Consider the following 23,464-nt stretch of genomic DNA (forward strand, 5'->3'; position numbering starts at 1 on the left):
TTTAATCTAATCGATTTAAAAAGGCCAGTGTGCGTTGCAAGGAATCTCTACTCTGCTTGTAAAACGAATTGTGATCGACGCAAACGGCAAAAGGTCAAAACCTGTCGCGCAGCGCAAACCATGTCAGTGCGAGGAACAGAAGCGGCGCCCGGAAGCGACCGCCGCCGGGGAAGGCGGGGATGTCGAGCGACCGGAACAGATCGAGGTCCGTCGAGCCGCCAAGCACCATGTCGGCATAGAGCTTGCCGCAATAGTTCGCCAGCATCACGCCATGGCCTGAATAGCCGCCGATCGAGGTGACGCCGGGCATGACCTCACGCACGAACGGTTGCCGCGTCATGGTGATGCCGACCGATCCGCCCCACGCATGGCTGATCTCGATGTCTATCAACGCCGGATAAATCTCCGAGATCTGCCGGACGATGTGTTGCTTTATGTCGCGCGGATTGTCAGCCGTATAGGCCTCGCGGCCGCCGAACAGCAGCCTGCCGTCCTTGGACTTGCGAAAATAGCGCACCACAAAGCGCGAATCAGCCACGGCTTCCCCACCGGGGATGATGCCGGGGAACTTGTCGAGCGGCACTGTCGTTCCGATGAACGAGCGCAGCGGCATGACATGGCCGGAGGTCACCGGTTCCAGATTGCCGATATAGCCGTTGCAGGCGATGAGCACGCGGCGGGCTGTTATCGTCCCGGACGGCGTGTCGATCATGGTCTTGCCGCCGGATTGGCGGATGGCGGTGGCCTTGGTCATCTCGAAGATCGAGGCGCCTGCCGCCTGCGCCACGCGGGCCAGCCCGATCAACAGCTTCAGGGGGTGGATATGGCCGGTGCCGACATCGCGCACGCCGCAGAAATAGCGCGTCGATCCGAGCCTCTCCTGCGTTTCCGCCTGGTCCATGAACTTCATGTGCGGATAATCGTAGCGCGTGGCGGCGATCTCGGCATTCTCGACATAGGCCTGTCGGTACCCCTTCTTGTGGGCAACATTCATCTGGCCCGGCATGTAGTCGATGTCGATCCCGTTTTCCTTGGCGAAATCGAGAAGGTTGTGCTTGGCGCGCTCAGCAAGAGCGAACAGCGCCTTGGAGCGCTCGTAGCCGAGCGTCTCCTCCAGCTCTTCCGGCCACCAGCGCTGGCCCGTGCCCAGCTGGCCGCCGTTGCGCCCCGAAGCGCCATCTCCAAAACGCTCTGCCTCGATCAGCACGACGTCGACGCCTGCCTTGGCAAGATTATAGGCGGCCTGCAGCCCGGTATAACCGCCGCCGACGATGGCGACGTCGGCGTTGCGCGAGCCGTCGAGTGTCGGATAGGTCGGCCGTTCGCCCGAGGTCGCCTGGTACCAGGACAGGCCGGGGGCGATGGGGCTTTGCCACGTATCGGATAATGCCATCAGCAGTGTCTCGTTTTAAACGTTGAGCAGCAGGAACTCGCGTTCCCACGGGCTGATCACCTGCATGAAGGTTTCGAACTCGCCGCGCTTGACGCCCGCGTAGAGGCCGATGAACTCACGCCCGAATACCTCCTCGAAAGCTGGTTCGCCTTCCAGAAGGGCAATGGCCTCCAGCAGGCCGCGCGGCAGGTCGATCGATCCCTCGTTGGCCGAATCCTCGGTCGGCGCCGTCGGTTCGATCTCGCGGGTGATCCCGAGCAGGCCGGAGGCGAGCGATGCCGCGAGCGCCAGGTAGGGGTTGGCATCGGAACTTGGAAGGCGGTTCTCGACGCGACGGGCCTGCGGGTCCGAGACGGGTACCCGGAAGGCGGTGGTGCGGTTGTCGTAGCCCCAGGCATTGTTCACCGGGCAGGACATGTTCGGCATCAGCCGGCGATAGGAATTGACGTAGGGCGCCAGCATCGACAGCGCGCTTGGCACGTATTTCTGCATGCCGCCGATGAAGTGGAAGAACGCCTTCGATGGCGAGCCGTCTTCGTTTGAAAACACATTGCGGCCAGTCTCGATATTGACGATCGACTGGTGGATATGCATCGCCGAGCCCGGCTGCGCCTGCATCGGCTTGGCCATGAAGGTGGCGTAGATATTGTGTTTCAGCGCCGCCTCGCGGATGGTCCGCTTGAACATGAAGACCTGGTCGGCGAGTTCGATCGGGTCGCCGTGACGAAGGTTGATTTCCAGCTGCGCCGGACCTTCCTCGTGGATCAGCGTGTCGATCTCGAGGCCCTGCTTTTCGGAGAAGTGGTAGATATCGTCGATCAACTCGTCGAATTCGTTGATGCCGGCGATCGAATATCCCTGGCCGGCAAGGATCGTCCGTCCGGACCGGCCCTTTGGCGGATGCAGCGGATAGTCGGGGTCGTCGTTCTTGGCGACGAGATAGAACTCGATTTCGGGCGCCACCACCGCTTTCCAGCCACGCGCCTGGTAGAGCGCCATCACCCGCTTCAACAGGTTGCGCGGCGTATAGGACACCTGCTGGCCGTCGGAGTCGACGATGTCGCAAATGACCTGCGCCGTCGGGTCGCTTTCCCACGGCACGACAGAAAGCGTCGACAAGTCCGGCACCAGCTTGAGGTCGCTGTCGCGCGGCTCGTAGCGAAAGCTCTCGGTCTCCTCGGGATACTCGCCCGAGATCGTGTGGCGGTAGATCGCCGAGGGCAGGGCCAGCGAGGTGTTGGAGGTGAACTTCGATGCCGGCATCATCTTGCCGCGCGGCACGCCGGCAAGGTCTGGGGTGATGCATTCGATATCCTCGATGCCCCGCACCCTCAGCCATTGGACCGCTTCCTTCCAATCGGACACGCCTCGAGCCGACCGCAGGCTCGGCGGAACGCTCTTCGATTTGGATACGGGCTTGGCGGGTTTAAGCAGGCTCTTTTTGGATGGCATGAAACACCGGGTTCGCATTGATCTAAGGCGACATCATAACGGCAGTTTGCTAATTGGCGAGTGACAACCTGCCGTGTTTTCCGCAAATGACAAGTCGGAGGCCGGCTCCGAAGCCTCAAGCTGGCATGCGAGAAGGAATTTAGCGTGGATCGCAAATGTGATGTCGTCATTATCGGCGCGGGCGCTGCCGGCATGATGTGCGCCATCCGCGCCGGCCAGCGTGGACGCTCGGTGATCGTGCTCGATCATGCCGCTGCTCCCGGTGAAAAGATCCGCATCTCCGGGGGCGGGCGCTGTAATTTCACCAATATCCACACGACGCCGAAGAATTTTCTCTCCGCCAATCCGCATTTCGCCAAGTCCGCCCTGGCGCGTTTCACGCCGCAGGAATTTGTCGCCATGGTCGATCGCCATCGCATTGCCTGGCATGAAAAGACGCTTGGCCAGCTGTTTTGCGACGACAGCGCCAAGGACATTGTCCGGATGCTGATGGAGGAGATGCGCGATGCGGGTGTCATGCTGAAGCTGAAGACGACCGTATCGGACGTCACACCTTCGGTTGGCGGCTTTCTTGTCTCGACCGACGAAGACACGATAGAAGCAACGTCGCTGGTCATTGCCACCGGTGGCAAATCTATCCCCAAAATGGGGGCGACCGGCTTTGCCTACAGGATCGCCGAGCAATTCGGGCAGCCGCTGATCGAGACACGCCCCGGTCTGGTGCCGCTGACGCTCGATCCGTCGCTGCTGGAGCGTCTGGCACCTCTTTCCGGTATCGCAGCGCCCGCCGAGATCCGCAGCGGCAAGACCGGCTTTCGCGAGGCGCTGCTGTTCACGCACCGCGGCCTCAGTGGCCCGGCCGTCCTCCAGGCCTCTTCCTACTGGCGGGAAGGCGAGGAAATCACACTGGTCATCGAGCCCGAGATCGACGTGTTCGCAAAGTTGAAGGCTGCGCGACAGGCAAACGGTCGCATTGCGGCGCAGACTGCACTCGCCGAATTCCTGCCGAAGCGCCTGGCGCAATACGTTGCCGAAGCGGAGGGTTTCACCGGCAATCTCGCCGACCAGCCCGACAAGCAGTTGCAGCGACTGGCCGCAGCAGTCCAGGATTGGAAGATCAAGCCCGCCGGCTCCGAGGGATATCGTACTGCCGAGGTGACACTCGGCGGCGTCGATACGAAGGCGCTCGATTCGCGCACGATGCAGGCAAAGAATGTGCCGGGACTGTTCTTTATCGGCGAATGCGTCGATGTTACCGGCTGGCTTGGCGGCTACAATTTCCAGTGGGCCTGGGCTTCGGGCTACGTGGCTGGCGAAGCGGCGTAAGCTTAATTAGCTGCGAAGCACATTCAAGACTTGTTAACAGCCGTGCTGCATGATGTACTTTACCGGTGTTGAAGGTCTGCCCAATATTAGTGGTTGCAGGCTGGCCGCATCAGCGGTTATCGTGTCAGTGTCGAAATGGGATACGTGCTCATGAACAAGACATCGCGTCGCGCTCGCGCAATCGCCATCTCTCAAACCCAGGACAGTGCCAAGCTATTTGCTATCCGCTTGGCAATGCTCGCGACCGGTGCGACGGCTGCCTGTATCGCCTATATGGTGTCGCGCGCCATCTGACCGGATTCATTCAAGACTTCTTAGTCGCCCCGGTGACACCGCGTTCTCCAGTTGTGCCCGGCTCTGACCTTCGTATCTCCTCCCTGGCAAAAGAGTTTCTTTCAAACTTAGCGTACTAACCTTCTTTATCCGAATATTAACGGGTTTTCGGCAGTATTCGCCTTACAAAGGGGCGTTTCTCCGGCAAGCAGAAACGACGCAATGATTGCCTCCCGCCGCCACGCGGGACCCCACCTGTGATCCAAAATTCAGGGGATACACCCAGTCAGCGCCGCCGCGCCGACGGAGCGGTTGTGTATTGGAAGGCAAGGCCCGAATGTTGATTGATAAAGTTCTGTCGCGTTTCAAGATCAAGACCAAAGTCCTACTCTTCGTATTGCCATTCGTGATCAGCATCTCGGCCGTTGGGTTGACCGGTCTCTACGCCTCAGGACTGTTGCAGGGACGCATGGAGATTTCCAACAGCGTGTTGCAGTCGCTGACGGGCTTCAAGAACCTCTACGCTTCCATGGACGACTTCCTGCGCATCACCAACGAGCAGGCGCGCGATAAGCTGTATGCCGACGTCAAGTCGCAGCAGGCAGTGCTTGCAGCGACGCTCGACCAGGTCGGCGTGGGCGCACAGGGCCATGATGAACTGGCCGATGCAACGACCAGAACGGCCGATATCGGCAATGTCGTCGGCAGCCTCTGGACCCTGCACGATCAGGAACTCAATTTCCGCAAGTCGATAGACGATGCGCAGCGCGTGCTGATCGGCACCCGCTTCAACGTCAATTTCCAGGCACAGCAGTTGCAGGACGCGATGCGCAGCGACGAGGCCGATGCCACCGCGACGCTTCGGTCCGCAGACCGCCTGCTCAAAGGCGGAGACGCCCTGGCAAGCGTAACCGATGATTTCGGCAAGGGCGCCACGCCGGCCGACAAATTGAAGATAGTCAAGGATCGCTTGCCGGATATCGCCAAGGCGCAGCGCTCGATCGAGCTGGCCATCCCCCAGAACCAGAAGAGCATGGTGACGTCGCTTGCAGGCACGATCAAGGACCTGACGACCCTGGTCAATGGTGTCGACGCCGCTGCCGCCACGGATCAGACGGTGACCGATGTCGGTCGGTTGCTTTCCCGTTTCCGCCAGATGTCGACCTACACGCAGCTTGCCGCTACCCAGATGATGCGCAAGGCGACGACCACCTTTGTCGAGATCGACACCCGCATCGTCCAGACCAACTCCGTTCTCGAAGACATACGCCGCCTTGAAGCATCGATCTACTCGCTGCAGCTCGTGCTCGGCGAATTCCTCGCCAACACCAGCAAGGACAACCTCGTTCGTCTCCGCCAGGAGATCGCCAAGCTCGGTACGGACATGAACACACTCGACCAGAGCGCCAAGGGCATGGACTTTGCAGCAGACCTCGACACAGCGATCGTTCCGGTTCTGACCTCCATGGACAGCGACGGCGGCAAGCTGGTCGACGTCATCGACCAGCGTATTGCGGAATATGCCAATGCCCGCCAGCAGCTCGACCAGATCTGGGGAAAACTGACCACGTTTGCCCAGACGCAGAAGCAGAGCGCCGGCGCCGAACGCGAGCAGGCAAACTCCATCTCGGTGCTCGCAACGGTCCTCGGCATCATCCTCTCGATTGCCGGCGGCATCGCCTTGGTGCTGACGCTGCAGCGGCCGATCGGCCAGATCACCGCCGCCATGCGCCGCATCGCCGATGGCCGGCTTGAAACCGCCATCTCTGGCGAACAGCGCCATGACGAAATCGGCGACATCGCCCGTGCTCTCGGCATCTTCAAGGAAAATGCCATCGCCAAGATCCGCATTGAGGAGCAGAGCGACGAAGAACGGACCGCTGCCGAACACGAGCGGCAGCGCAACGACGCCGAAAAGCGCGAGCTCGACCGCCAGATCGACTTCGCCGTCAACGCCCTCGCCGGTGGCCTGGACCGTTTGGCCCAGGGGGATATCTCCACCACCATCGAAACGCCGTTCATCGGTCGCCTCGAACAACTCCGCCGCGACTTCAACGCATCGATGCTTCGCCTGCAGCAGACACTCAGCCAGGTCCGCGACAATGTCGAACTGATCCAGAACAACGGTAACCAGATGGCGGCCTCCGCCGAGGACCTGTCGAAGCGCACCGAGCAGCAGGCAGCCTCGCTCGAGGAAACGGCCGCGGCCGTCGAGGAGATCACGGTCACCGTGCGCTCATCTGCCGACCGTGCCAAGGACGCCGATGTCATCGTGCGCGAGGCCAAGCGCAGTGCCGACGATAGCTCCGTCGTCGTCAACAATGCCATCGACGCGATGTTGCGTATCGAGGATGCCTCCACCGAAATCGGCAAGATCATCGGCGTCATCGACGAGATCGCCTTCCAGACTAACCTCCTCGCTCTCAATGCAGGCATCGAAGCGGCCCGCGCCGGAGAGGCCGGCAAGGGCTTCGCAGTCGTCGCCATGGAGGTTCGCGAACTGGCTCAGCGTTCCGCCGCAGCCGCACAGGAGATCAAGACGCTGATCAACAAGTCGACCCGCGAGGTCACCGCCGGTTCGCAGTTCGTACAGCAGACCGGGACCGTCCTGTCGCAGATCAGCAGCCAGATCGTCACCATCAGCCAGCACGTCGAGATGATCGCCCGTGCCAGCCACGACCAGTCGAATGCCCTGCAGTCGGTTAATTCGACGGTCAACCAGATGGACCAGATGACCCAGCAGAACGCAGCGATGGTCGAGGAAACATCGGCAGCCAGCCGCGAACTGGCGACCGAGGCGGACTCGCTGATGCACCTCATCCAGCAATTCAAGATCGAGGCCGAAAACGAACGCGGCTACCACCGCGCGGCCTGATCGGGCATTCCATTGACCGCAATTAGAAGGACCGGGGGAATTGCCTCCCGGTCCTTTTCCGTTTGCAATTCTGTTGCCGGACAAGGCCAGAGACAACTGCACTGCGCGCCCAAAACGGATCGGCTCCGCCCGGTCGATGTAGCGCAAGCGCAAGACCGATGAGTGCATTGCGGTAAAAAGCCCAGTTCGACTGACGGTTTCCCCCTTGTGGCCTTCTGAAATCCTTTCTAGTCTGACTAGAAAAACAGAGGGTTGGGTATTGTCGCAATGCCCGTGAACGGAACAGGAGAGAAAATGAAAGCCATTATCGCACGCCTGGCTGCCACAGCTTTTGCGGTGGTCGGCCTGGTTGCCTCGGCGGAGGCTGCCGACCGTGTCGTCAATGTCTACAACTGGTCGGACTATATCGACGATTCCATTCTCGCCGATTTCACCAAGGAAACCGGTATCAAGGTCGTCTACGACGTCTATGATTCGAACGAGACGCTGGAGGCCAAGCTTCTGGCCGGCGGCACCGGCTACGACGTCGTGGTACCGACCGCGACCTTCCTGCAGCGTCAGATCGCTGCCGGCGTCTACCAGAAGCTCGACAAGTCCAAGATCCCCAACCTCTCCAACATGTGGTCTGAAATCACAGATCGCGCCCAGAAATACGATCCGGGCAACGACTATGCTGTCGACTACATGTGGGGCACCACCGGGATCGGCTACAACATCGACAAGATGAAGGCGATCCTCGGCACCGACGAGCGGCCGAACTGGGATGTGCTCTTGAAGCCGGAAATGGCCGCCAAGTTCAAGGATTGCGGTATCTACATGCTGGATTCGCCTTCCGATGTGCTGCCCTCGGTGCTGGCCTATCTTGGTCTCAATCCAGACAGCCGCAATCCGGCCGAGCTGAAAAAGGCGCAGGACGTCCTGACGGCCGTCCGCCCCTATGTTCGCAAATTCGATTCGTCCAACTACATCAGCGCTCTGGCCCAAGGCGACATCTGTCTGGTGCTCGGCTATTCCGGCGATATCTTCCAGGCTCGCAGCCGCGCGGAAGAAGCCAAGAACAATGTCAAGATCGGCTACTCGATCCCGTCTCAGGGTGCCCAGATGTGGTTCGACATGATGGCTATACCAAAGGATGCCCCACATGTGGCCGAGGCGCATGAGTTCATCAACTACATCATGAAGCCCGAGGTCATTGCCAAGGCATCGAACTTCGTCTTCTACGCCAACGGCAACAAGGCCTCGCAGGCGTTCGTCGACAAGGCGATCCTCAGCGATCCCGTCATCTACCCGCCGGACGACATGATGAAGAAGCTGTTCACCACGACGCCCTACGACAACAAGATACAGAAAACCGTGACCCGGTTGTGGACCACGATCGTCACCGGTCAGTAGCAAAGCGAATACCGGCCCGGGCCTCTAAAGTCCGGGCTTTTTCATGCAATGGCGCCCGTGGGGACGTCGACAATGCATCGCATCATTCGGGGATCATGATGAAGTCTCTCGGCAACATCCGCCGCTCTTTCGCGCCATGGACGGATCCTGCGGCTAAACCGTTCATCTCGGTGCGCAATGTCACCAAGAAATTCGGTGACTTCACAGCCGTCGACAATCTATCGTTGGATATCTACCACCGCGAATTCTTCGCCCTTCTCGGCGCATCCGGCTGCGGCAAGTCGACGCTTTTGCGCATGCTCGCCGGCTTCGAACAGCCGACATCGGGTGAAATCATCCTCGATGGCCAGGATCTTGCCGGCACGCCGCCCTATCGCCGGCCGGTCAACATGATGTTCCAGTCCTACGCGCTTTTCCCGCACATGACGGTCGAGAAGAACATCGCTTTCGGCCTGCGCCAGGATGGCATGAGCAAGGCCGAGATCGCAGAACGCGTCGCGCAGATGCTGAAGATGGTGAAGCTCGAGCAATTCGCCACCCGCAAGCCCAACCAACTGTCCGGCGGCCAGCGCCAGCGCGTCGCCCTGGCGCGTTCGCTCGCCAAGCAGCCGAAGGTGCTGTTGCTCGACGAGCCCCTTGGCGCGCTCGACAAGAAGCTGCGCGAGGAAACCCAGTTCGAGTTGATGGACCTGCAGCAGAGCCTCGGGCTCACCTTCGTCGTCGTTACCCACGACCAGGAAGAAGCGATGACGATGGCAGATCGCATCGCCGTCATGAGCCACGGCAAGGTGGCGCAGGTGGCGACGCCTGCGGAAATCTACGAGGCGCCGAATTCCCGTTTCGTTGCCGGCTTCATCGGCGATGTCAATATTCTGGACGGCAATGTCGTGTCTTCGCAGCCGGGCTTCGCCGAGATCGCAGTCGATAACGCCTTCACGCTGCGCACGGCCACATCAGATGCGCCTGCCGTCGGCAGCCGCGCCGGCTTTGCCATCCGCCCCGAAAAGCTCCGTGTGACCCGTAACCCGCCGGCCAATGCCGGCGTCAATGCGGCCGAGGGTGAGATCTGGGACATCGCCTATCTCGGCGACATGACGGTCTTTCACGTCAAATTGCAGGGCGGCCAGGTGGTCAAGGCGTCATCGCTCAACGCGGTGCGCTCCGTCGACGACCCCTTCGGCTACGACCAGCAGGTATGGGTCTCCTTCGATGAAAATGCCGGCGTGCTGTTGAAGGATTGAGATGATGGGAACGTTCGGTTCAGCGCTCTACCGCCGCCTTGTGATCATCATCCCCTATCTGTGGCTGCTGATCTTCTTCCTTGCCCCGTTCTTCATCGTTTTCCGCATGTCGCTGTCGACTTCGGCGACCGCGATGCCGCCGTACACACCCGTCTTCTCGACGTCGAACGGCCTCAGCGGCTTCATCGATAACCTCCGGCAGCTTTCCTTCGACAACTATGTCTGGTTGACCGGCGATCCCCTCTATTTCAAGTCATATGTCTCGAGCGTCACCATCGCCGCCATCTCGACATTGCTGACGCTGCTGATCGCCTATCCGCTGGCCTATGGCATGGCACAGGCGCCGCGCACGATCCAGCCGACCCTCTTGATGCTGGTGATCCTGCCGTTCTGGACGAGCTTCCTGATCCGCGTCTACGCCTGGATCGCCATCCTGAAGCCGGAGGGCCTGCTAAACCAGGTGCTGCTCTATCTCGGGCTGATCCACGAGCCCTTGATCATCCTCAACACCAACACCGCCGTCTATATCGGCATCGTCTATTCCTACCTGCCGTTCATGGTGCTCCCGCTCTACTCCGCGCTCGAAAAGATGGATCACACGCTGATCGAGGCAGCCCAGGATCTCGGCTGCCCACCGATCACGGCTTTCTGGCGGGTGACCTTTCCGCTGTCGTTGCCGGGCGTCATTGCCGGCTGCATGCTGGTCTTCATTCCGGCTGTCGGCGAGTTCGTCATACCCGATCTGCTCGGCGGTTCGCAGACACTGATGATCGGCAAGACGCTGTGGAACGAGTTCAACGCCAACCGTGACTGGCCGGTATCCTCGGCGGTGGCGACCATCCTTCTCCTCATCCTCGTCGTACCGATCGTGTTCTTCCAGAATATCCAGGCGAAAGCCGACGAGCAGGGGAGATAGACGATGGTCAAATGGTCCCGCTTCAACATCGTCTCGGTCACCCTCGGCTTCGCCTTCCTCTATTTGCCGATAGCGCTGCTGGTCATCTTCTCGTTCAACGAGTCCAAGCTGGTAACGATCTGGACCGGCTTCTCGGTCAAATGGTATGTCCAGCTGATGCACAATCAGGCGCTTCTGGATGCGGCCTGGGTCACGGTGCGGGTCGGCCTGCTGTCGGCGACGCTGGCAACCGTGCTCGGTACACTCGCCGCATTCACGCTTGTCCGCTACACCCGTTTTCGCGGCCGGATGCTGTTTTCCGGCATGGTCTACGCGCCGCTGGTCATGCCGGATGTCATCACCGGCCTGTCGCTGCTGCTGCTGTTTGTCGCCATCGGCTTCGACCGGGGCTTCTGGACAATCACGCTTGCCCACACGACGCTGACCATGTGCTTCGTCGCCGTCGTGGTGCAGTCTCGGCTGATGAGCTTTGACCAGTCGATCGAGGAGGCGGCGCTCGATCTCGGCGCCACGCCGCTGCGCACGTTCCTGGAGATAACCCTGCCGATCATTTCGCCGGCTGTGTTTTCAGGCTGGATCCTGGCGTTCACGCTGTCGCTCGACGACCTCGTCATCGCGAGCTTCACCTCGGGCCCCGGGGCCACCACGCTGCCGATGAAGATTTACAGCCAGGTGCGGTTGGGCGTCACGCCGGAGATCAACGCCGTCTGCACCATCCTGATCGCCATCGTGGCGATTGGCGTGATTTGCGCCTCGGTGGTCACGAAAAGACGGGAAATCCAGCGTCAGCGCGACGAGCATGCCGCCAACGCGCTTTGATTACGGCTGCGTTGCCTTTTGCTGAACCGGCGATACCGGCGAGACGATCGCGTCCGGCCATGTGCCGCCGATGAAGAATGGCAGCACCGGCAAGTCGGTTCCCTCCGCCGCGTTGGTCGCATCCAGCACACCGGACAAAGCCAGCGAGTTGGTGCGGAACGGCACGATGCCGGAAAGCGACAAGGTCTCGTTTCGCCCGACGATCCTGGCGTTCTGCACATCGACCGACCCCTTGGCAAAGCTCGCATCGAGATCGATGGTCTGGAAGTCGAAGGTCGAGTCCGCGACGTCGCTGAGGCGGAAGAATTTCTTCTGAGCGGCAAGGGCACGGAATGTCGAGACATTGAACTGGCGGAAGGCGCCGGCCTTCGACCAGTAGCGCAGCTTGCCGGCGACGTCCCCGAGATTGGCGGCCCAGATCGGCTTGTTGGTCATCAGCGACAGGTCGAGCGAGCCGTTGGCAAGAGGCAGCGGTCCCTGCAGGTTGAGGCGAGTGATGAGGCTGGCAAAATCGGCGTCGCGGATGGAGATCTGCAACTTGCCGCCGCCGTCGAAATTGCGCTCGGTGACTTCGAGATGGGCGGTCAGATCGCCGCCTTCAAAGCCGCTGTCGCCGATGTCGAACTTGGCCGTGCCGCCAGCCACCAGCAATCCGGCGCCGATGTTGTCGAAATTGAATGGCCCGAGCGATGCGCTTTTTGCCGACAGGCGCAGATCGAGATCCAGTCGCTGCAGTGGATTGCCGTTCAGCAGCGTGTCGATTGCTGTGCTGGCGGCAAGTCGCATCGAAAAGGCGGCAAGGAACGGATTGAGGTTCATCTTGTCGAAGGCAAGCGTGCCTGAAATCTTCGGCTTTCCGGTGCTGGTGTAGCCATAATCCATGACGCCGGAAGCGGCGGCGTCGTTGAGCACGAAGTTCAGGTTGTTGAAGCGAATGCCGTCCGTGACAGTCAAAACATCTGCATTCATCGACAGGTTCTTCAGCGTAGCGCTGCCGGGCAGGCGCTCGCCGCTCCAGGCGAGGAAGGACGGCATGTCGGGAATGGCGAGGTCGAGATTTCCGGACAGCGCCGAAAAATCGGACATATTGGTAATGCCGGTAAAGGTTCCGCGGATCAGCGGTGAGGAAAACGTCGTCTTGGCATCGACATTCTTGCCGGCAAACAGCAGCAGCGGCTGTTCCGAGAAGAAATCGACCTTGATGTCCTGGCCGTTGAGGCGGGCAAGCAGCACGGCGCTCATCGGCTTCGACAGTCGTGGCCAGGAAATATCGGCATTGACCCCGTCGAGCCTGAAGAGCCTGCCAGTCTTGTCATCGGTCAGTTCGACCACGCCATCCTCGACCGTGACGCCGCCGATCTTGGCATCCTGCGATTTGGTGATCACGGTGCTGCCGGTGGGCGATCTCTCGACCCGGTCGATGGCCTTGCCTAGCAGCCCGGCATTGGTCCAGTCGATCAGACCGGTATCGTCGCGGCGCACGTAGACGACCGGTCGCAGGAAATGGAATTCGTGGAAATCGGCCTTTCCGCGCAAGGCGGCCAGCAGCGAGAAGTCTGCGGACAGGCTGTCGACATGGCCGAGTACCTTGCCGCCGGCAGCGCGCTCGCGGATCGTCACCTGGTTCAGCGTGACACGCGGCGTCGGCCAGAAGTCGATCGCCGGGGATCCCTCGATTTCGGCGCGATAGCCGGTCCAGCGCGACAGAGCTTCCTCGATCCCGGAGCGCACCAGGCCGCTGGAAATCAGAAAGGGTGCCGTGGCTCGAAACACGACGGTAACGATGATGATGGTCAGAACGACGATGCCGGTCGTGCGCGCGACGGCTGGCAGCCAGCGCTTCATCGACCGCAAGGCGGGCCGCCACCTTTTGTTACCTGACGCCGTCATGTTGATGCAGAAACTTTCAAACTGTTGCGCATGAATTCGCCTGCGTTTGGCGGATATAGGAAATGCCGATCATATGCAAACGTCGCATCCTGACACGCCGCCAACCTCTGATATCAATAATGCTGCGCGGCGTGGTAGAAAGCGTTGAGCGGGGGGGATGAAATGCAGGACGAGCAGCCGTTATGGTCTTTGTCTGAGGTCGAGCGCCGTAAGACGCCGATGTTCGCGTTCATGCAGCACTGCAATGCGCGCCATGGGCTTTCCCTCGATGATTTCGAAAGCCTGCATGCCTGGTCGATTGCCGATCGCGAAGGCTTCTGGACCGCCGTCTGGGAGTTTTGTGACATCAAGGGCACCACGGGTGCGCGGGCTCTGGTCGATGGCGACGACATGCTGGACGCGCGCTTCTTCCCCGAAGCGGAACTGAATTTTGCCGAAAACCTCCTCACCAAAAGCGGTCCCGGGGATGCACTGATCTTTCGCGGCGAGGACAAGGCCAGTTCACGCTGGTCCTGGGACCGGCTGCGCGCCGAAGTGTCGCGTCTGCAGCAGGCCTATCGTGCCATCGGCATCGGCAAGGGCGATCGCATCGCGGCAATGATGCCGAATATGCCGGAGACCATCGCCTGCATGCTGGCTGCAGCATCCGTCGGGGCGATCTGGTCGTCGTGTTCGCCCGACTTCGGCGAGCAGGGCGTCATGGACCGCTTCGGCCAGATCGAGCCTAAACTGTTTATCGCCTGCAGCGGCTACTGGTACAATGGCAAGCTCCAGGATGTCGCAGACAAGGTGCGCGCCGTGACGCAGCGCCTCGGTGTAGCCTCTGTCGTCGTGCCCTATGCCGGGGATGCGGATGCCGTGGCTGCGATGACGCCGGATGCCAGGACACTCGATGCCTTCCTGAAGCCGTTCACGCCGAAGCCTGTCGAATACGAGGCTCTGCCCTTCGCCCACCCGCTGTTCATCCTGTTTTCGTCGGGCACCACGGGCGTGCCGAAGTGTATCGTCCACTCGGCGGGCGGCACGCTGCTGCAATTGGTCAAGGAGCATCGCCTGCACTGCGGTGTCGTGCCTGACGACAGGGTATTCTATTTCACCACCTGCGGCTGGATGATGTGGAACTGGCTAGCGGTCGGCCTCGCCGCCGGCGCAACGCTCTGCCTCTTCGACGGCTCACCCTTCGCGCCCGATGGAAACGTCCTGTTCGACTATGCCGCAGACGAGAAATTCGCCATTTTCGGCACCTCGGCGAAATATATCGATGCGGTGCGCAAAAGCGGATTGCGGCCGGAAGCATCGCACGACCTTTCCAGCCTGCGGCTTATCGCCTCCACCGGTTCGCCGTTGTCGCCGGAGGGTTTTTCATTCGTCTACCAAGGCATCAAGGCCGATGTCCAGCTGGCATCGATCTCCGGCGGAACGGATATCGTTTCCTGCTTCGTGCTCGGCAATCCGCTGCAGCCCGTCTGGCGCGGCGAGATACAGGGCCCGGGACTGGGGCTGGCCGTCGACGTCTGGAACGAAGACGGCCAGCCGGTGCGGTTGGAGAAGGGCGAACTGGTCTGCACCAAAGCCTTCCCGTCGATGCCGATCATGTTCTGGAACGATCCCGACCGTGTCAAATATCGCGCCGCCTATTTCGAGCGCTTCGACAACGTCTGGTGTCATGGCGATTTCGCCGAATGGACGCGGCACGGAGGCCTCGTCATTCATGGCCGATCCGACGCGACCCTCAATCCCGGCGGCATTCGCATCGGCACTGCGGAAATCTACAATCAGGTCGAGCAGATGCCGGAAGTGGCGGAAGCGATCTGCATTGGCCAGGACTGGGAGGATGACGTGCGGGTCGTGCTGTTCGTCAAACTTTCCACCGGCGTCACGCTGACTGATAAACTCGCCCACGCGATCAAAGCCCGCATCCGAACCGGTGCCACACCGCGCCACGTGCCGGCGAAGATTGTTGCCGTCGCCGATATTCCCCGCACCAAATCCGGAAAGATCGTCGAACTCGCGGTGCGCGAAGTGGTGCATGGCCGGGCAGTGCGCAACAAGGAAGCGCTTGCCAATCCGGAGTGCCTGGCACAATTCGCTGATCTGGAGGCACTGAAAAATTAACCGAACGCAAATGCGCAATAGTGATGGGTGAGAGATTGCCGGTCATTTTTAAGATTGTGTTAGGAGATAGCGATCAAGCTACCCTCAGTTGCGCGGCGTCTAATATTCACTCCGCGCACGGCCCGACCATGGAGAACTCCCGGATCTGCGGGTCTCTGTCTCCAATCAACAGCATGACTTAGGGCGGCCCTCGGCCGCCCTTTTTTAATGCATCCGGTTAATCGGCAAGAACGCGGGGCGAGGGGAAGGTAACTTCCACCAGCGTGCCTTCGTTGGGAGCTGAGTGGATCGAAAACAGCGCCCTGTTGGCATCCACCATCGCCTTGGTCAGCGGCAGGCCGAGACCGGTGCCGTCGCCGCGCTGGCGCGAGTTTGTTGCCACCTGGCGAAACGGCTTCATCGCCTGTTCCAGTTCTGTGCGCGTCATACCGACGCCTGTGTCGCGAATGCGAAGCACGACGCTACCATTTCCCTCGTAGGACGTCGAAACCACGATCTGGCCACCGGATGGCGTGAAGCGGATCGCGTTTGAAAGGATATTCAGGGCGATCTGCTTGATCGACCTGAGATCGGCAACGACATTTGGCACCGACTGCGAAAGCCCCGTGCGGATGATAACGCGTTGTCCGTTTGCCTGCGGCTGGACGATCGACACGGCTTCGGCGATTGCCTCGTTGAGGCCTACGGCGCCGAACTCGAGCTCCATTTCGCCGGCTTCGATCTTCGAGATGTCGAGAAGATCATTTACGATATCGAGCACATGGCGGCCAGAGCGCCCGATGTCGCCGGCATATTCGACATAGCGTCCGTGGCCCATCGGCCCGAGGCGCTCGCTCGCCATCATGTCGGAAAAGCCGATGATGGCATTGAGGGGTGTGCGGATCTCGTGGCTGACGCGGGCAAGAAAATCGCTTTTGTGGGCGTTGGCCGTTTCGGCCGCACGCTTGGCATTGCGCAGGTCTTCCTCCGTGCGCTTCCACTGGGTGATATCGCGGATGACGGCGCAGTAACCATTCGACGATGTCAGCACGCCCATGGTCATGAACAGCGGCACGAACCCGCCCGATGCTTCGCGCCCGATGACCTCGCGTCCGTCGTTCAAAACGCTTGCCACGCCGTTGCCAGTGAGCCCGCTGAGGTAATCGAGCACGGCCTTCTGGCTCTCATGGGCAAATAGCATGACGAAGGGTTTGCCGCGCGTCTCCTGCTCATCATAGTTGAACAGCGCGCTCGCCGAGCGGTTCATAGACCGGATATCGCCTTCCGGCCCGATGATGGCGACGCCATCTGTCGCGGTCTCGAGGATCGATTGCAGTTCCTCGACCTCGACCTGCAGCTTGGCAACCTTTTCCAGCATGCGTTCCGGACGAGGCTCCTCGCGGCTGTCGATCCGCGTCGCCAACAGCGTCTCTCCATCCTTCTCGACAGGCATCAGCGCCAGCATCAGTGCGCTCGCATCCTCCCACCGGATGGATTGCAGCCGTGCGGTGACCGGTACCAGCGCGTCGTCGGCTCTCACCACCATCATGACGCCGGAGCGTTCTGTCTTGTCTTGCAAATCCTCCCGCTGCAGCAGCGCATCGATGCCACCAACCCCGTCCAGCTCCGCCAGCGAGGCATAGCCCGTCAGCCGCATGAACTCGGGATTGGCGTGGATCAGCGTGTCGCCGGCATGGACGAGGACTGCGACCGGCAACTGATCGACAACTGAAGCCGACAGCCCGTCGGTCATTTTCACCCGCGGCGGAATGGCGGTGTTGAGAACGTCGAGCGCGTTGAATTCGTCGCCGCCTTCACGTCCCTCGGCAGCATCTGCAGGCTCGGGCGTCTCGGAGCCCTGGATATCGTCGTTAGCTGCCTGCAGCGCGGTCGGGTAAAACGCCTCGATCTCTACCTCGGGCGCGTCCGGTTGCTCGCTCTCGTCGTCTGTCGGGCCGACAGGGGCGGCATCCGTCGGCCCCTCTGGCTCTTCGCCACGCTTGCCGAACGGCTCGAGTTGCTTGGCGATCTCGCGGAAGGCAGCCTGCTCGGCAAGAGACAGCCCTTCATTGAGGTTCTGCCGCCGTTCATGCAGCTGGATGATCTTGTCGGAAAGCCTGCGAGCGGGCGTCTCGGCTATCTTCAATGCGGGCGGTTCGACGTGGAACGGCAGTTCCGGCTCGTTGGGTTCGAATATCCGCTCGGACGGTTTGTCAAAAGGCTCGACGCTATCCGGCACAGTCTCTGTCTCGCCAGCGGTCGTTTCGTTCTCGCCATTGCTTTCGTCGAAAACGATAGGATCTGCGACCGGCGCTTCCTCATCCGGACGCTGCGGGGGAAATTCCTCAGCTGTTTTGCTGCCTGATGCCGAATCGTCGTTGGCGGGCAGCCCCAGTGTCAGCCCCGTCCGCAGCGGATCCTCCGCCGCGTCCGATAGGCGGACGACGCCAAAGCCGCGAAAGCCGTCGAACTCACGGCTGCGCGTATAGGTCGGCAGCGCCGCAAGGTCGACAGGAACCGTCAAGGTCGTTCCCTCGACCGGCCAATGGATGGTCCGCCCCGACCATGTGTCGCGACGGGCGAGCAACTCGGCAATCCTGCCATCGGGATCGAGGTGGAACAGTGCCGCGATATCGGCAAAGGCGACGCCCGCGAGCGCCTTGGCATGCGGCCCCACGGCCTCGGCGAATTCCCGCGAAATCTCGCTGAAATGGCCCTCGGCATCGATCTTCCAGACAAAGCGCGTCGCGCGTCCCTGCCGATTGAAAACGAAGTGCTGCGGCTGATCGGTCTCAGGTGCTGAAGCCGCAACGGCGTCCGCTCCGGCTGCAGGCTGGGCGATGTCGCCCGATGCAGCCGGCGCTGCTTCCTGTTCGGACGCAGCCGGCTCCGGTGGCTCGATCTCAGCATTGGCAGTGAGGGGTTGCTCTTCACTTGGCTCCCGATCCGGCACTTCCCGCTCGACGCTTGCGTCACCCATCGAAGCACCCTCGGTGTCGTCCGCTGAAAGCTGCAGGTCTGACGTCAGTTCCGAGCCCCGCTCGGTCGATACATCGGTCGGATCCTCGACATGCGTTTCCGCATCCTCATTCGTCAGGGCCGTGGTCTGCTCGTCCTCGGCAATCTCGTGATCGGCATCGCCTTCGTCTTGCACGACAGGTGTCGCCGGTTGCTCGGGCTCTTCGACAGCGCTCGGCTCGCTCTGTTCTATGTCGGCAATTTCTTCCGGTTCGTCTTCGACATCTTCGATCTCGGCAACAGCATCGATCGCCGCCGCGAACTCCCGCTCGCCGGTGTCTATCCCACCAGCCTGTTCGTCGGCGCTCGAAGCAGGGACGGCAGACGCCGTTGCGGCTTCTTCCGGCACGCTCTCGACGTCGGCATCATCTTCACGGGCATCGACGGGCGTTTCTGCTGCAGTTGCTACCGCAGCATCGGTTGGCTCGATCCCGGCGGAGTCCACAGCTGCGACATCTGCCGCCGTTTCTGTCTGGACCCCTGGCGTCCCCAAGGTTTCAGCCTGCGCTGGCACCACTGCTGAAACGGTTTCAACGGGATCGAGATGGCCGATGACCATTTCGACGACAAACAGCAGATTGAGCGCAGGCGTATCCGACAGGCGGCCGATGGCGGCGGGCAGGTAGCCTTGGCCGGTCCGGATCGGCCTTTTGATCAGCCGCTCCGGCTGGCCGCCGGCCATTGTCACCAGCATGCCCGCAGTTTCAGTCGTGATACCGAGGGCTGAGAAACCCGGCGAGGCGGCGATGATCTCGCCGTCGCGGCCGATGACGGCGATATGGGTGTCGGGGTCGTCGAACCCGTCGAGCATGCGCTGCGCACGCTCGCTGGTCTCCAGCGGTTTTGCGGAAACCGGGCAGGAAAACAGGATTGCGTCTTCGCCGGCCGGCGTGCGGATCTTTTCGACAGCCGCATTGGCAACGACACGCTGGAACCCTGCCGCTATCCGGATCAGGAAGCTGCGGGTATCGCCGACGGCGACCAGCTGGTGCGCAGTTGCTGCAATCTGGCGGAAGGATACGTCACCGGGCCGGGCACCCTGGTCGAGAAAATCATAGATTGCAGTATAGCCGAACAGGTCGGCGCCGGCGCCGTTCGCCCACAGCACCCGGTCGAGTTCGACCGAGAACAGCGCCATCGCCTCGCCGCGCGCAAACCGCTCGCGGATGCTCGGATGAACGGCAATGTCGATGAACGGATACTGTACTGCCGGCATTGTCCAACCTGATGTTCGAGCCGAGACCTTCTCGCATTAACGTTTTGTTAATATAGGTGCTGCTCCGTCCGGTCCAGCAAGTGCGGATGCTTTCGCCAGAAAGGGTTAATGGACGGCCCCGGTATGCCGCCGCCAGCATCTCGGCGATGCCGAAGGCACGGCAATCCGACTTCATGACATCATCACCGGCTTTGCTACCTTATCCACAGCCGGCCGATTTTCAATCGCCCCCGAGGCGTCATCCACGGCCTTGAGGCCCCGTTGACGCCCAATCCGGCAGCCAATGTCCGTGCGGCGCGAAAAAAGGTTCTTTCAAGCACGACCGAACTCGACCTTGCGCAGCCGGGCCGGGCCCGGAGGCTCAGCCGCATTTTTCTCAATTCGCCGAGATAGGGCTTGAAAAAAAACTGAACTCCCAGTATTTCACCCGAGTTGCGTCCAGACGCGGCATGTGCGGTTGTAGCTCAGTTGGTTAGAGCGCAGGTTTGTGGATCCTGAGGTCGGTGGTTCGATTCCACCCAACCGTACCATTATTTCTCCTTTCTTTATTGTGCCTCTTTTCCCCAGCGAACGTGCGGATGCATGATCTGCTTGATGCCCTGATCATGCGGCACAATACCCAACCACCAAAAAAACCTCATAAACCACGCTTTGCCTGATGGCGTTGACGCTTTTCGGTCTTAAACTGGGCGCAGATGCGGATTGGCGACTTTGTCGTCTCCAGTCCAGTTCTCAAGCCCGGTGAAGGTTTCCATGCGTATCCTGCTTATCGAGGACGACCATATCCTTGGCTCATCGTTGAAGAAGGCCATGGAGAAGCATGCCTATGGCATCGACTGGCTGCGGGACGGCGAGGCGGGGCTTGCGGCGGCCGAGGCGTCGGAGTTTGCAGCCATCGTGCTGGACCTCAACCTGCCGAAGCTGAATGGCATCGGCGTCCTCAAGGCGCTGCGCAAGCAGGGGAACGATGTGCCCGTCCTGCTGCTGACCGCGCTCGACAGCGTTCTCCAGAAGGTCGACGGCCTCGACCAGGGCGCGGACGACTACATGGTCAAGCCCTTCGATCTCGACGAGCTGCTGGCCCGTTTGCGCGCCCTGATCCGCCGCCGCGAGGGGCGCGTCGAGACGACCATCCGGTGTGGCGAGGTCGAGGTCGATCCCGCTGCGATGGTAGCGCGCCGCAACGGGCAATCGGTGCCGTTGACGGCCAAGGAATTCCATTTGCTCAAGCTGCTGATGGAACGCAGCGGCCGCTATGTCACAAAGAACGATATCGAGTATGCGCTTTACGACGCCCAGAACGCTGTCGAGAGCAACACCACCGAGGTGACGATCTACAATCTGCGCAAGAAGCTCGGATCGGAATTCATCAAGTCGATCCGCGGTGTCGGATACATGATCGAGCGATGACCCGGGCAACGCTCACCAGCAAACTCTATCTGCGCATCATTCCGGTCATCGTCATTGCCATCAGCGTGATCGGATTGCTGGCGTTCAAGAGCGCCCGGCACGAAATCGACAATATCTATGACGCCCAGCTGATCAACGAGGCCAATGTCCTGTGGGGATTGCTGCAGCGGCCGCTCCTGCGCCATACGGACGATCCGCCCCGCAGGATCGACGATATCGACTTCAAGATGGACAACCAGCTGTCTTTCAATCAGGACGCCGACGACTACGCCGACGCGCATATGGTCCGGGCCTGGAAAGACGGAAAAATTCAGGTTTTCAGCAGCACCGCCTTCCAGGCCGACATGCCCGAACAGAAGGCCGGGTTTCATACCATCAACTACAAGGGCGAGCGCTGGCGGGTTTATGCATTGCCCATCCCCAACACGACGATTGCCATGGAGGTCGGCGAGAAGATCGCGCTGCGCGACAGGCTGATATCGAATATCCTGCGCAACCTGGTGTTTCCGCTCTTTATTCTGCTGCCGATCATCGCCTTCCTGATCTGGCTCGGCATCAACAGGGGCCTTGCCCCGATGAGCGACTTCGTTCGGCAGATCCGCCTGCGCTCGCCCGACGACCTCTCGGCCATCCCCGTCGAGGGATTGCCGCTAGACCTGATGCCGCTCGGCACCTCGATCAACCAGCTGCTCGACAAGCTCGGCCACTCGCTAACCCTCGAGCGGCGGTTTTCGGATCTCGTGGCGCATGAGTTGCGCACGCCGCAGGCAGGCGTCAAGCTGCTCCTGCAGATGCTGCGTGACACGGAGGCGGGTCGTGAGAGGGATGCCATCGTCGCGGATCTCGTCGAAAGCAACAATCGGGCGATGCACCTGATCGAACAGCTTCTGCGACTGGCGCGGGTCAGCCATCACCCGCTCAAGCTCGGTGCGGTTCCGCTCTACCACCTTGTGGCGTCCATCGCGGCCGGTTTCGGCAGCCGCATCACCGCCAAGCGGCTCGACCTTTCCCTGCAGGGCAGCGAAGACGCCGAGGTGCTGACGGACGAATCCCTGCTGCAGCTGATGATCAGCAACCTGCTCGACAATGCGCTGAAATATACGCCGGAGGATGGTAGGGTCGAGGTGACGATCATGCCGGATGGCGAGGCATGGCTGCTGTCCATCGACGACACCGGTCCAGGCATCCCGGCAGACCAGAGGTCGGCGGTTTTCCAGCGGTTTTACAGGGTGGACTCGCCGCAGGAGCAGGGATCGGGACTGGGCCTGGCGATCGTGGCAGACGTGGCGACCCGCCTGGCTGTCACCATCGATCTGTCGACGCCCAGCTGGGGATACGGCCTCAGCGTCCGTGTCCGCCTGCCCGCACCTGCGTGAACAGCCTCCGCGCAGCTGCATCCATCAGTTTCATATCATCGACGCTTGCTAGTCACGCGCGCTCTCACCAACAGGAAACCAGACGTTGTCGCGCAAAACGGCCATTATCGTCGGCAACGGAGAATTGCCGACAGACCTATCGCCTGTTGTCGATGCGGCCGATTTCGTCTTGCGGTTCAACGAGCCGAAACTCTCCATCGGCATGAGCGGAACGAGGACAGACCTTCTTATGCTGGCGACCTCCAGCAAGCCGATGCAGCGGCGCCTCCGCGATCCGGCCTTTTACACCAGTCCGACATTCCAGGCGGCCAAGGCCGTCATGCTGGTCTATCATCCGGCGATCCTGCGCACCTATCATCCGAAGCCAAATATCTTGTCGTGGCTGAAGGGTCGCAGGTCTGACTGGACGCAGCAGACCATCGAGCGCGTCGGGTCGGCGGGAAAAGAGATCCGCATCATGCCGCCGCAGTTCTACAAGGCCGGGTGCACAGAGCTTGGCGTCTCCGAGGCCGATATGCATCGGATATTCCCGAGCACCGGATATTTCGGACTTTACCATTGTCTGCAGCAGTTTCCCGCCGACCGGTGGGACATAAAACTCTGCGGTTTCAGCTGGGAGGGATGGAAGCGCCACAGCTGGGACGGCGAGCGGCAGTGGGTGGCAAACCACGTTGCCGAGGGCCGGCTCACATTGATCGACTCTTCACCGACGACGAGGCTGCCGCCGCTTTTCAGTTTGGCTTCACTTTGACCTAAGGCATCGATCAGATCCA

Annotated in this window: 15 protein-coding genes and 1 tRNA gene; 12 read left to right on the top strand and 4 right to left on the bottom strand. The window is 60.9% G+C overall.

Features of this window, described 5'->3' with window-relative positions; all coding sequences use genetic code 11:
• Positions 1 to 94: 94 nt before the first annotated feature.
• Positions 95 to 1,393, bottom strand: a complete 1,299-nt coding sequence (locus tag PR017_RS01445) for an NAD(P)/FAD-dependent oxidoreductase (protein ID WP_111217435.1) — start codon at positions 1,391 to 1,393, stop codon at positions 95 to 97.
• Between the two features lie 15 nt (positions 1,394 to 1,408).
• Positions 1,409 to 2,845, bottom strand: coding sequence for a glutamine synthetase family protein (locus PR017_RS01450; RefSeq protein ID WP_111217437.1), 1,437 nt, complete (start codon positions 2,843 to 2,845; stop codon positions 1,409 to 1,411).
• A gap of 144 nt (positions 2,846 to 2,989) precedes the next feature.
• Here PR017_RS01450 and PR017_RS01455 point away from each other — a divergent pair, with 144 nt between their 5' ends.
• The 7 genes from PR017_RS01455 (at position 2,990) to PR017_RS01485 (ending at position 11,687) form a co-directional block, all read left to right on the top strand.
• Complete coding sequence (locus tag PR017_RS01455) at positions 2,990 to 4,171, top strand: BaiN/RdsA family NAD(P)/FAD-dependent oxidoreductase (protein ID WP_111217439.1); 1,182 nt, start codon at positions 2,990 to 2,992, stop codon at positions 4,169 to 4,171.
• Positions 4,172 to 4,321: 150 nt separating this feature from the next.
• On the top strand, positions 4,322 to 4,465 hold the full coding sequence (locus tag PR017_RS01460; protein ID WP_164498229.1) for a hypothetical protein: 144 nt from the start codon (positions 4,322 to 4,324) through the stop codon (positions 4,463 to 4,465).
• Between the two features lie 316 nt (positions 4,466 to 4,781).
• Positions 4,782 to 7,319, top strand: coding sequence for a methyl-accepting chemotaxis protein (locus PR017_RS01465; protein ID WP_111217443.1), 2,538 nt, complete (start codon positions 4,782 to 4,784; stop codon positions 7,317 to 7,319).
• Between the two features lie 294 nt (positions 7,320 to 7,613).
• Positions 7,614 to 8,711, top strand: coding sequence for a polyamine ABC transporter substrate-binding protein (locus PR017_RS01470; protein ID WP_111217445.1), 1,098 nt, complete (start codon positions 7,614 to 7,616; stop codon positions 8,709 to 8,711).
• Between the two features lie 98 nt (positions 8,712 to 8,809).
• Positions 8,810 to 9,952, top strand: a complete 1,143-nt coding sequence (locus tag PR017_RS01475) for an ABC transporter ATP-binding protein (RefSeq protein WP_111217883.1) — start codon at positions 8,810 to 8,812, stop codon at positions 9,950 to 9,952.
• A gap of 4 nt (positions 9,953 to 9,956) precedes the next feature.
• On the top strand, positions 9,957 to 10,868 hold the full coding sequence (locus tag PR017_RS01480) for an ABC transporter permease subunit (RefSeq protein WP_111217885.1): 912 nt from the start codon (positions 9,957 to 9,959) through the stop codon (positions 10,866 to 10,868).
• 3 nt (positions 10,869 to 10,871) lie between these two features.
• The gene (locus tag PR017_RS01485; RefSeq protein WP_111217447.1) at positions 10,872 to 11,687 is read left to right on the top strand and encodes an ABC transporter permease; all 816 of its coding nucleotides are present in this window, start codon (positions 10,872 to 10,874) and stop codon (positions 11,685 to 11,687) included.
• Here PR017_RS01485 and PR017_RS01490 read toward each other — a convergent pair whose 3' ends face one another.
• On the bottom strand, positions 11,688 to 13,577 hold the full coding sequence (locus tag PR017_RS01490; protein WP_111217449.1) for an AsmA family protein: 1,890 nt from the start codon (positions 13,575 to 13,577) through the stop codon (positions 11,688 to 11,690).
• A gap of 162 nt (positions 13,578 to 13,739) precedes the next feature.
• Here PR017_RS01490 and PR017_RS01495 point away from each other — a divergent pair, with 162 nt between their 5' ends.
• Complete coding sequence (locus tag PR017_RS01495; protein ID WP_111217451.1) at positions 13,740 to 15,692, top strand: acetoacetate--CoA ligase; 1,953 nt, start codon at positions 13,740 to 13,742, stop codon at positions 15,690 to 15,692.
• 217 nt (positions 15,693 to 15,909) lie between these two features.
• Here PR017_RS01495 and PR017_RS01500 read toward each other — a convergent pair whose 3' ends face one another.
• Positions 15,910 to 19,905 (bottom strand): ATP-binding protein, encoded by a 3,996-nt coding sequence (locus PR017_RS01500; RefSeq protein ID WP_111217453.1) that lies wholly within the window; start codon positions 19,903 to 19,905, stop codon positions 15,910 to 15,912.
• Between the two features lie 453 nt (positions 19,906 to 20,358).
• On the opposite strand from PR017_RS01500, the gene PR017_RS01505 reads away from it, so the two are divergent.
• The 4 genes from PR017_RS01505 to PR017_RS01520 all read left to right on the top strand — a co-directional run bounded on the left by PR017_RS01505 (position 20,359) and on the right by PR017_RS01520 (position 23,442).
• Positions 20,359 to 20,435: transfer RNA gene (locus tag PR017_RS01505), tRNA-His, on the top strand.
• Positions 20,436 to 20,658: 223 nt separating this feature from the next.
• A complete protein-coding gene (locus tag PR017_RS01510; protein ID WP_111217455.1) occupies positions 20,659 to 21,315 on the top strand; it encodes a response regulator in 657 nt (218 codons plus the stop codon).
• Complete coding sequence (locus PR017_RS01515) at positions 21,312 to 22,691, top strand: sensor histidine kinase (protein ID WP_111217457.1); 1,380 nt, start codon at positions 21,312 to 21,314, stop codon at positions 22,689 to 22,691. The genes PR017_RS01510 and PR017_RS01515 overlap by 4 nt, the downstream gene beginning before the upstream one ends.
• Positions 22,692 to 22,776: 85 nt before the next feature.
• Positions 22,777 to 23,442 (top strand): glycosyltransferase family 29 protein, encoded by a 666-nt coding sequence (locus tag PR017_RS01520; RefSeq protein ID WP_111217460.1) that lies wholly within the window; start codon positions 22,777 to 22,779, stop codon positions 23,440 to 23,442.
• The last annotated feature ends 22 nt before the right edge of the window (positions 23,443 to 23,464 follow it).

It is taken from the genome of Rhizobium tumorigenes (assembly GCF_003240565.2).
In the GTDB taxonomy this organism is placed as follows: Bacteria; Pseudomonadota; Alphaproteobacteria; order Rhizobiales; family Rhizobiaceae; genus Rhizobium; species Rhizobium tumorigenes.

Bases quoted from the DNA above. Each gene is read 5' to 3' on its own strand.
- PR017_RS01475 (WP_111217883.1), top strand. From the start codon at position 8,810: ATGAAGTCTCTCGGCAACATCCGCCGCTCTTTCGCGCCATGGACGGAT.
- PR017_RS01485 (WP_111217447.1), top strand. From the start codon at position 10,872: ATGGTCAAATGGTCCCGCTTCAACATCGTCTCGGTCACCCTCGGCTTC.
- PR017_RS01460 (WP_164498229.1), top strand. From the start codon at position 4,322: ATGAACAAGACATCGCGTCGCGCTCGCGCAATCGCCATCTCTCAAACC.
- PR017_RS01495 (WP_111217451.1), top strand. From the start codon at position 13,740: ATGCAGGACGAGCAGCCGTTATGGTCTTTGTCTGAGGTCGAGCGCCGT.
- PR017_RS01450 (WP_111217437.1), bottom strand. From the start codon at position 2,845: ATGCCATCCAAAAAGAGCCTGCTTAAACCCGCCAAGCCCGTATCCAAA.
- PR017_RS01515 (WP_111217457.1), top strand. From the start codon at position 21,312: ATGACCCGGGCAACGCTCACCAGCAAACTCTATCTGCGCATCATTCCG.
- PR017_RS01490 (WP_111217449.1), bottom strand. From the start codon at position 13,577: ATGACGGCGTCAGGTAACAAAAGGTGGCGGCCCGCCTTGCGGTCGATG.
- PR017_RS01445 (WP_111217435.1), bottom strand. From the start codon at position 1,393: ATGGCATTATCCGATACGTGGCAAAGCCCCATCGCCCCCGGCCTGTCC.
- PR017_RS01510 (WP_111217455.1), top strand. From the start codon at position 20,659: ATGCGTATCCTGCTTATCGAGGACGACCATATCCTTGGCTCATCGTTG.
- PR017_RS01465 (WP_111217443.1), top strand. From the start codon at position 4,782: ATGTTGATTGATAAAGTTCTGTCGCGTTTCAAGATCAAGACCAAAGTC.
- PR017_RS01480 (WP_111217885.1), top strand. From the start codon at position 9,957: ATGGGAACGTTCGGTTCAGCGCTCTACCGCCGCCTTGTGATCATCATC.
- PR017_RS01470 (WP_111217445.1), top strand. From the start codon at position 7,614: ATGAAAGCCATTATCGCACGCCTGGCTGCCACAGCTTTTGCGGTGGTC.
- PR017_RS01500 (WP_111217453.1), bottom strand. From the start codon at position 19,905: ATGCCGGCAGTACAGTATCCGTTCATCGACATTGCCGTTCATCCGAGC.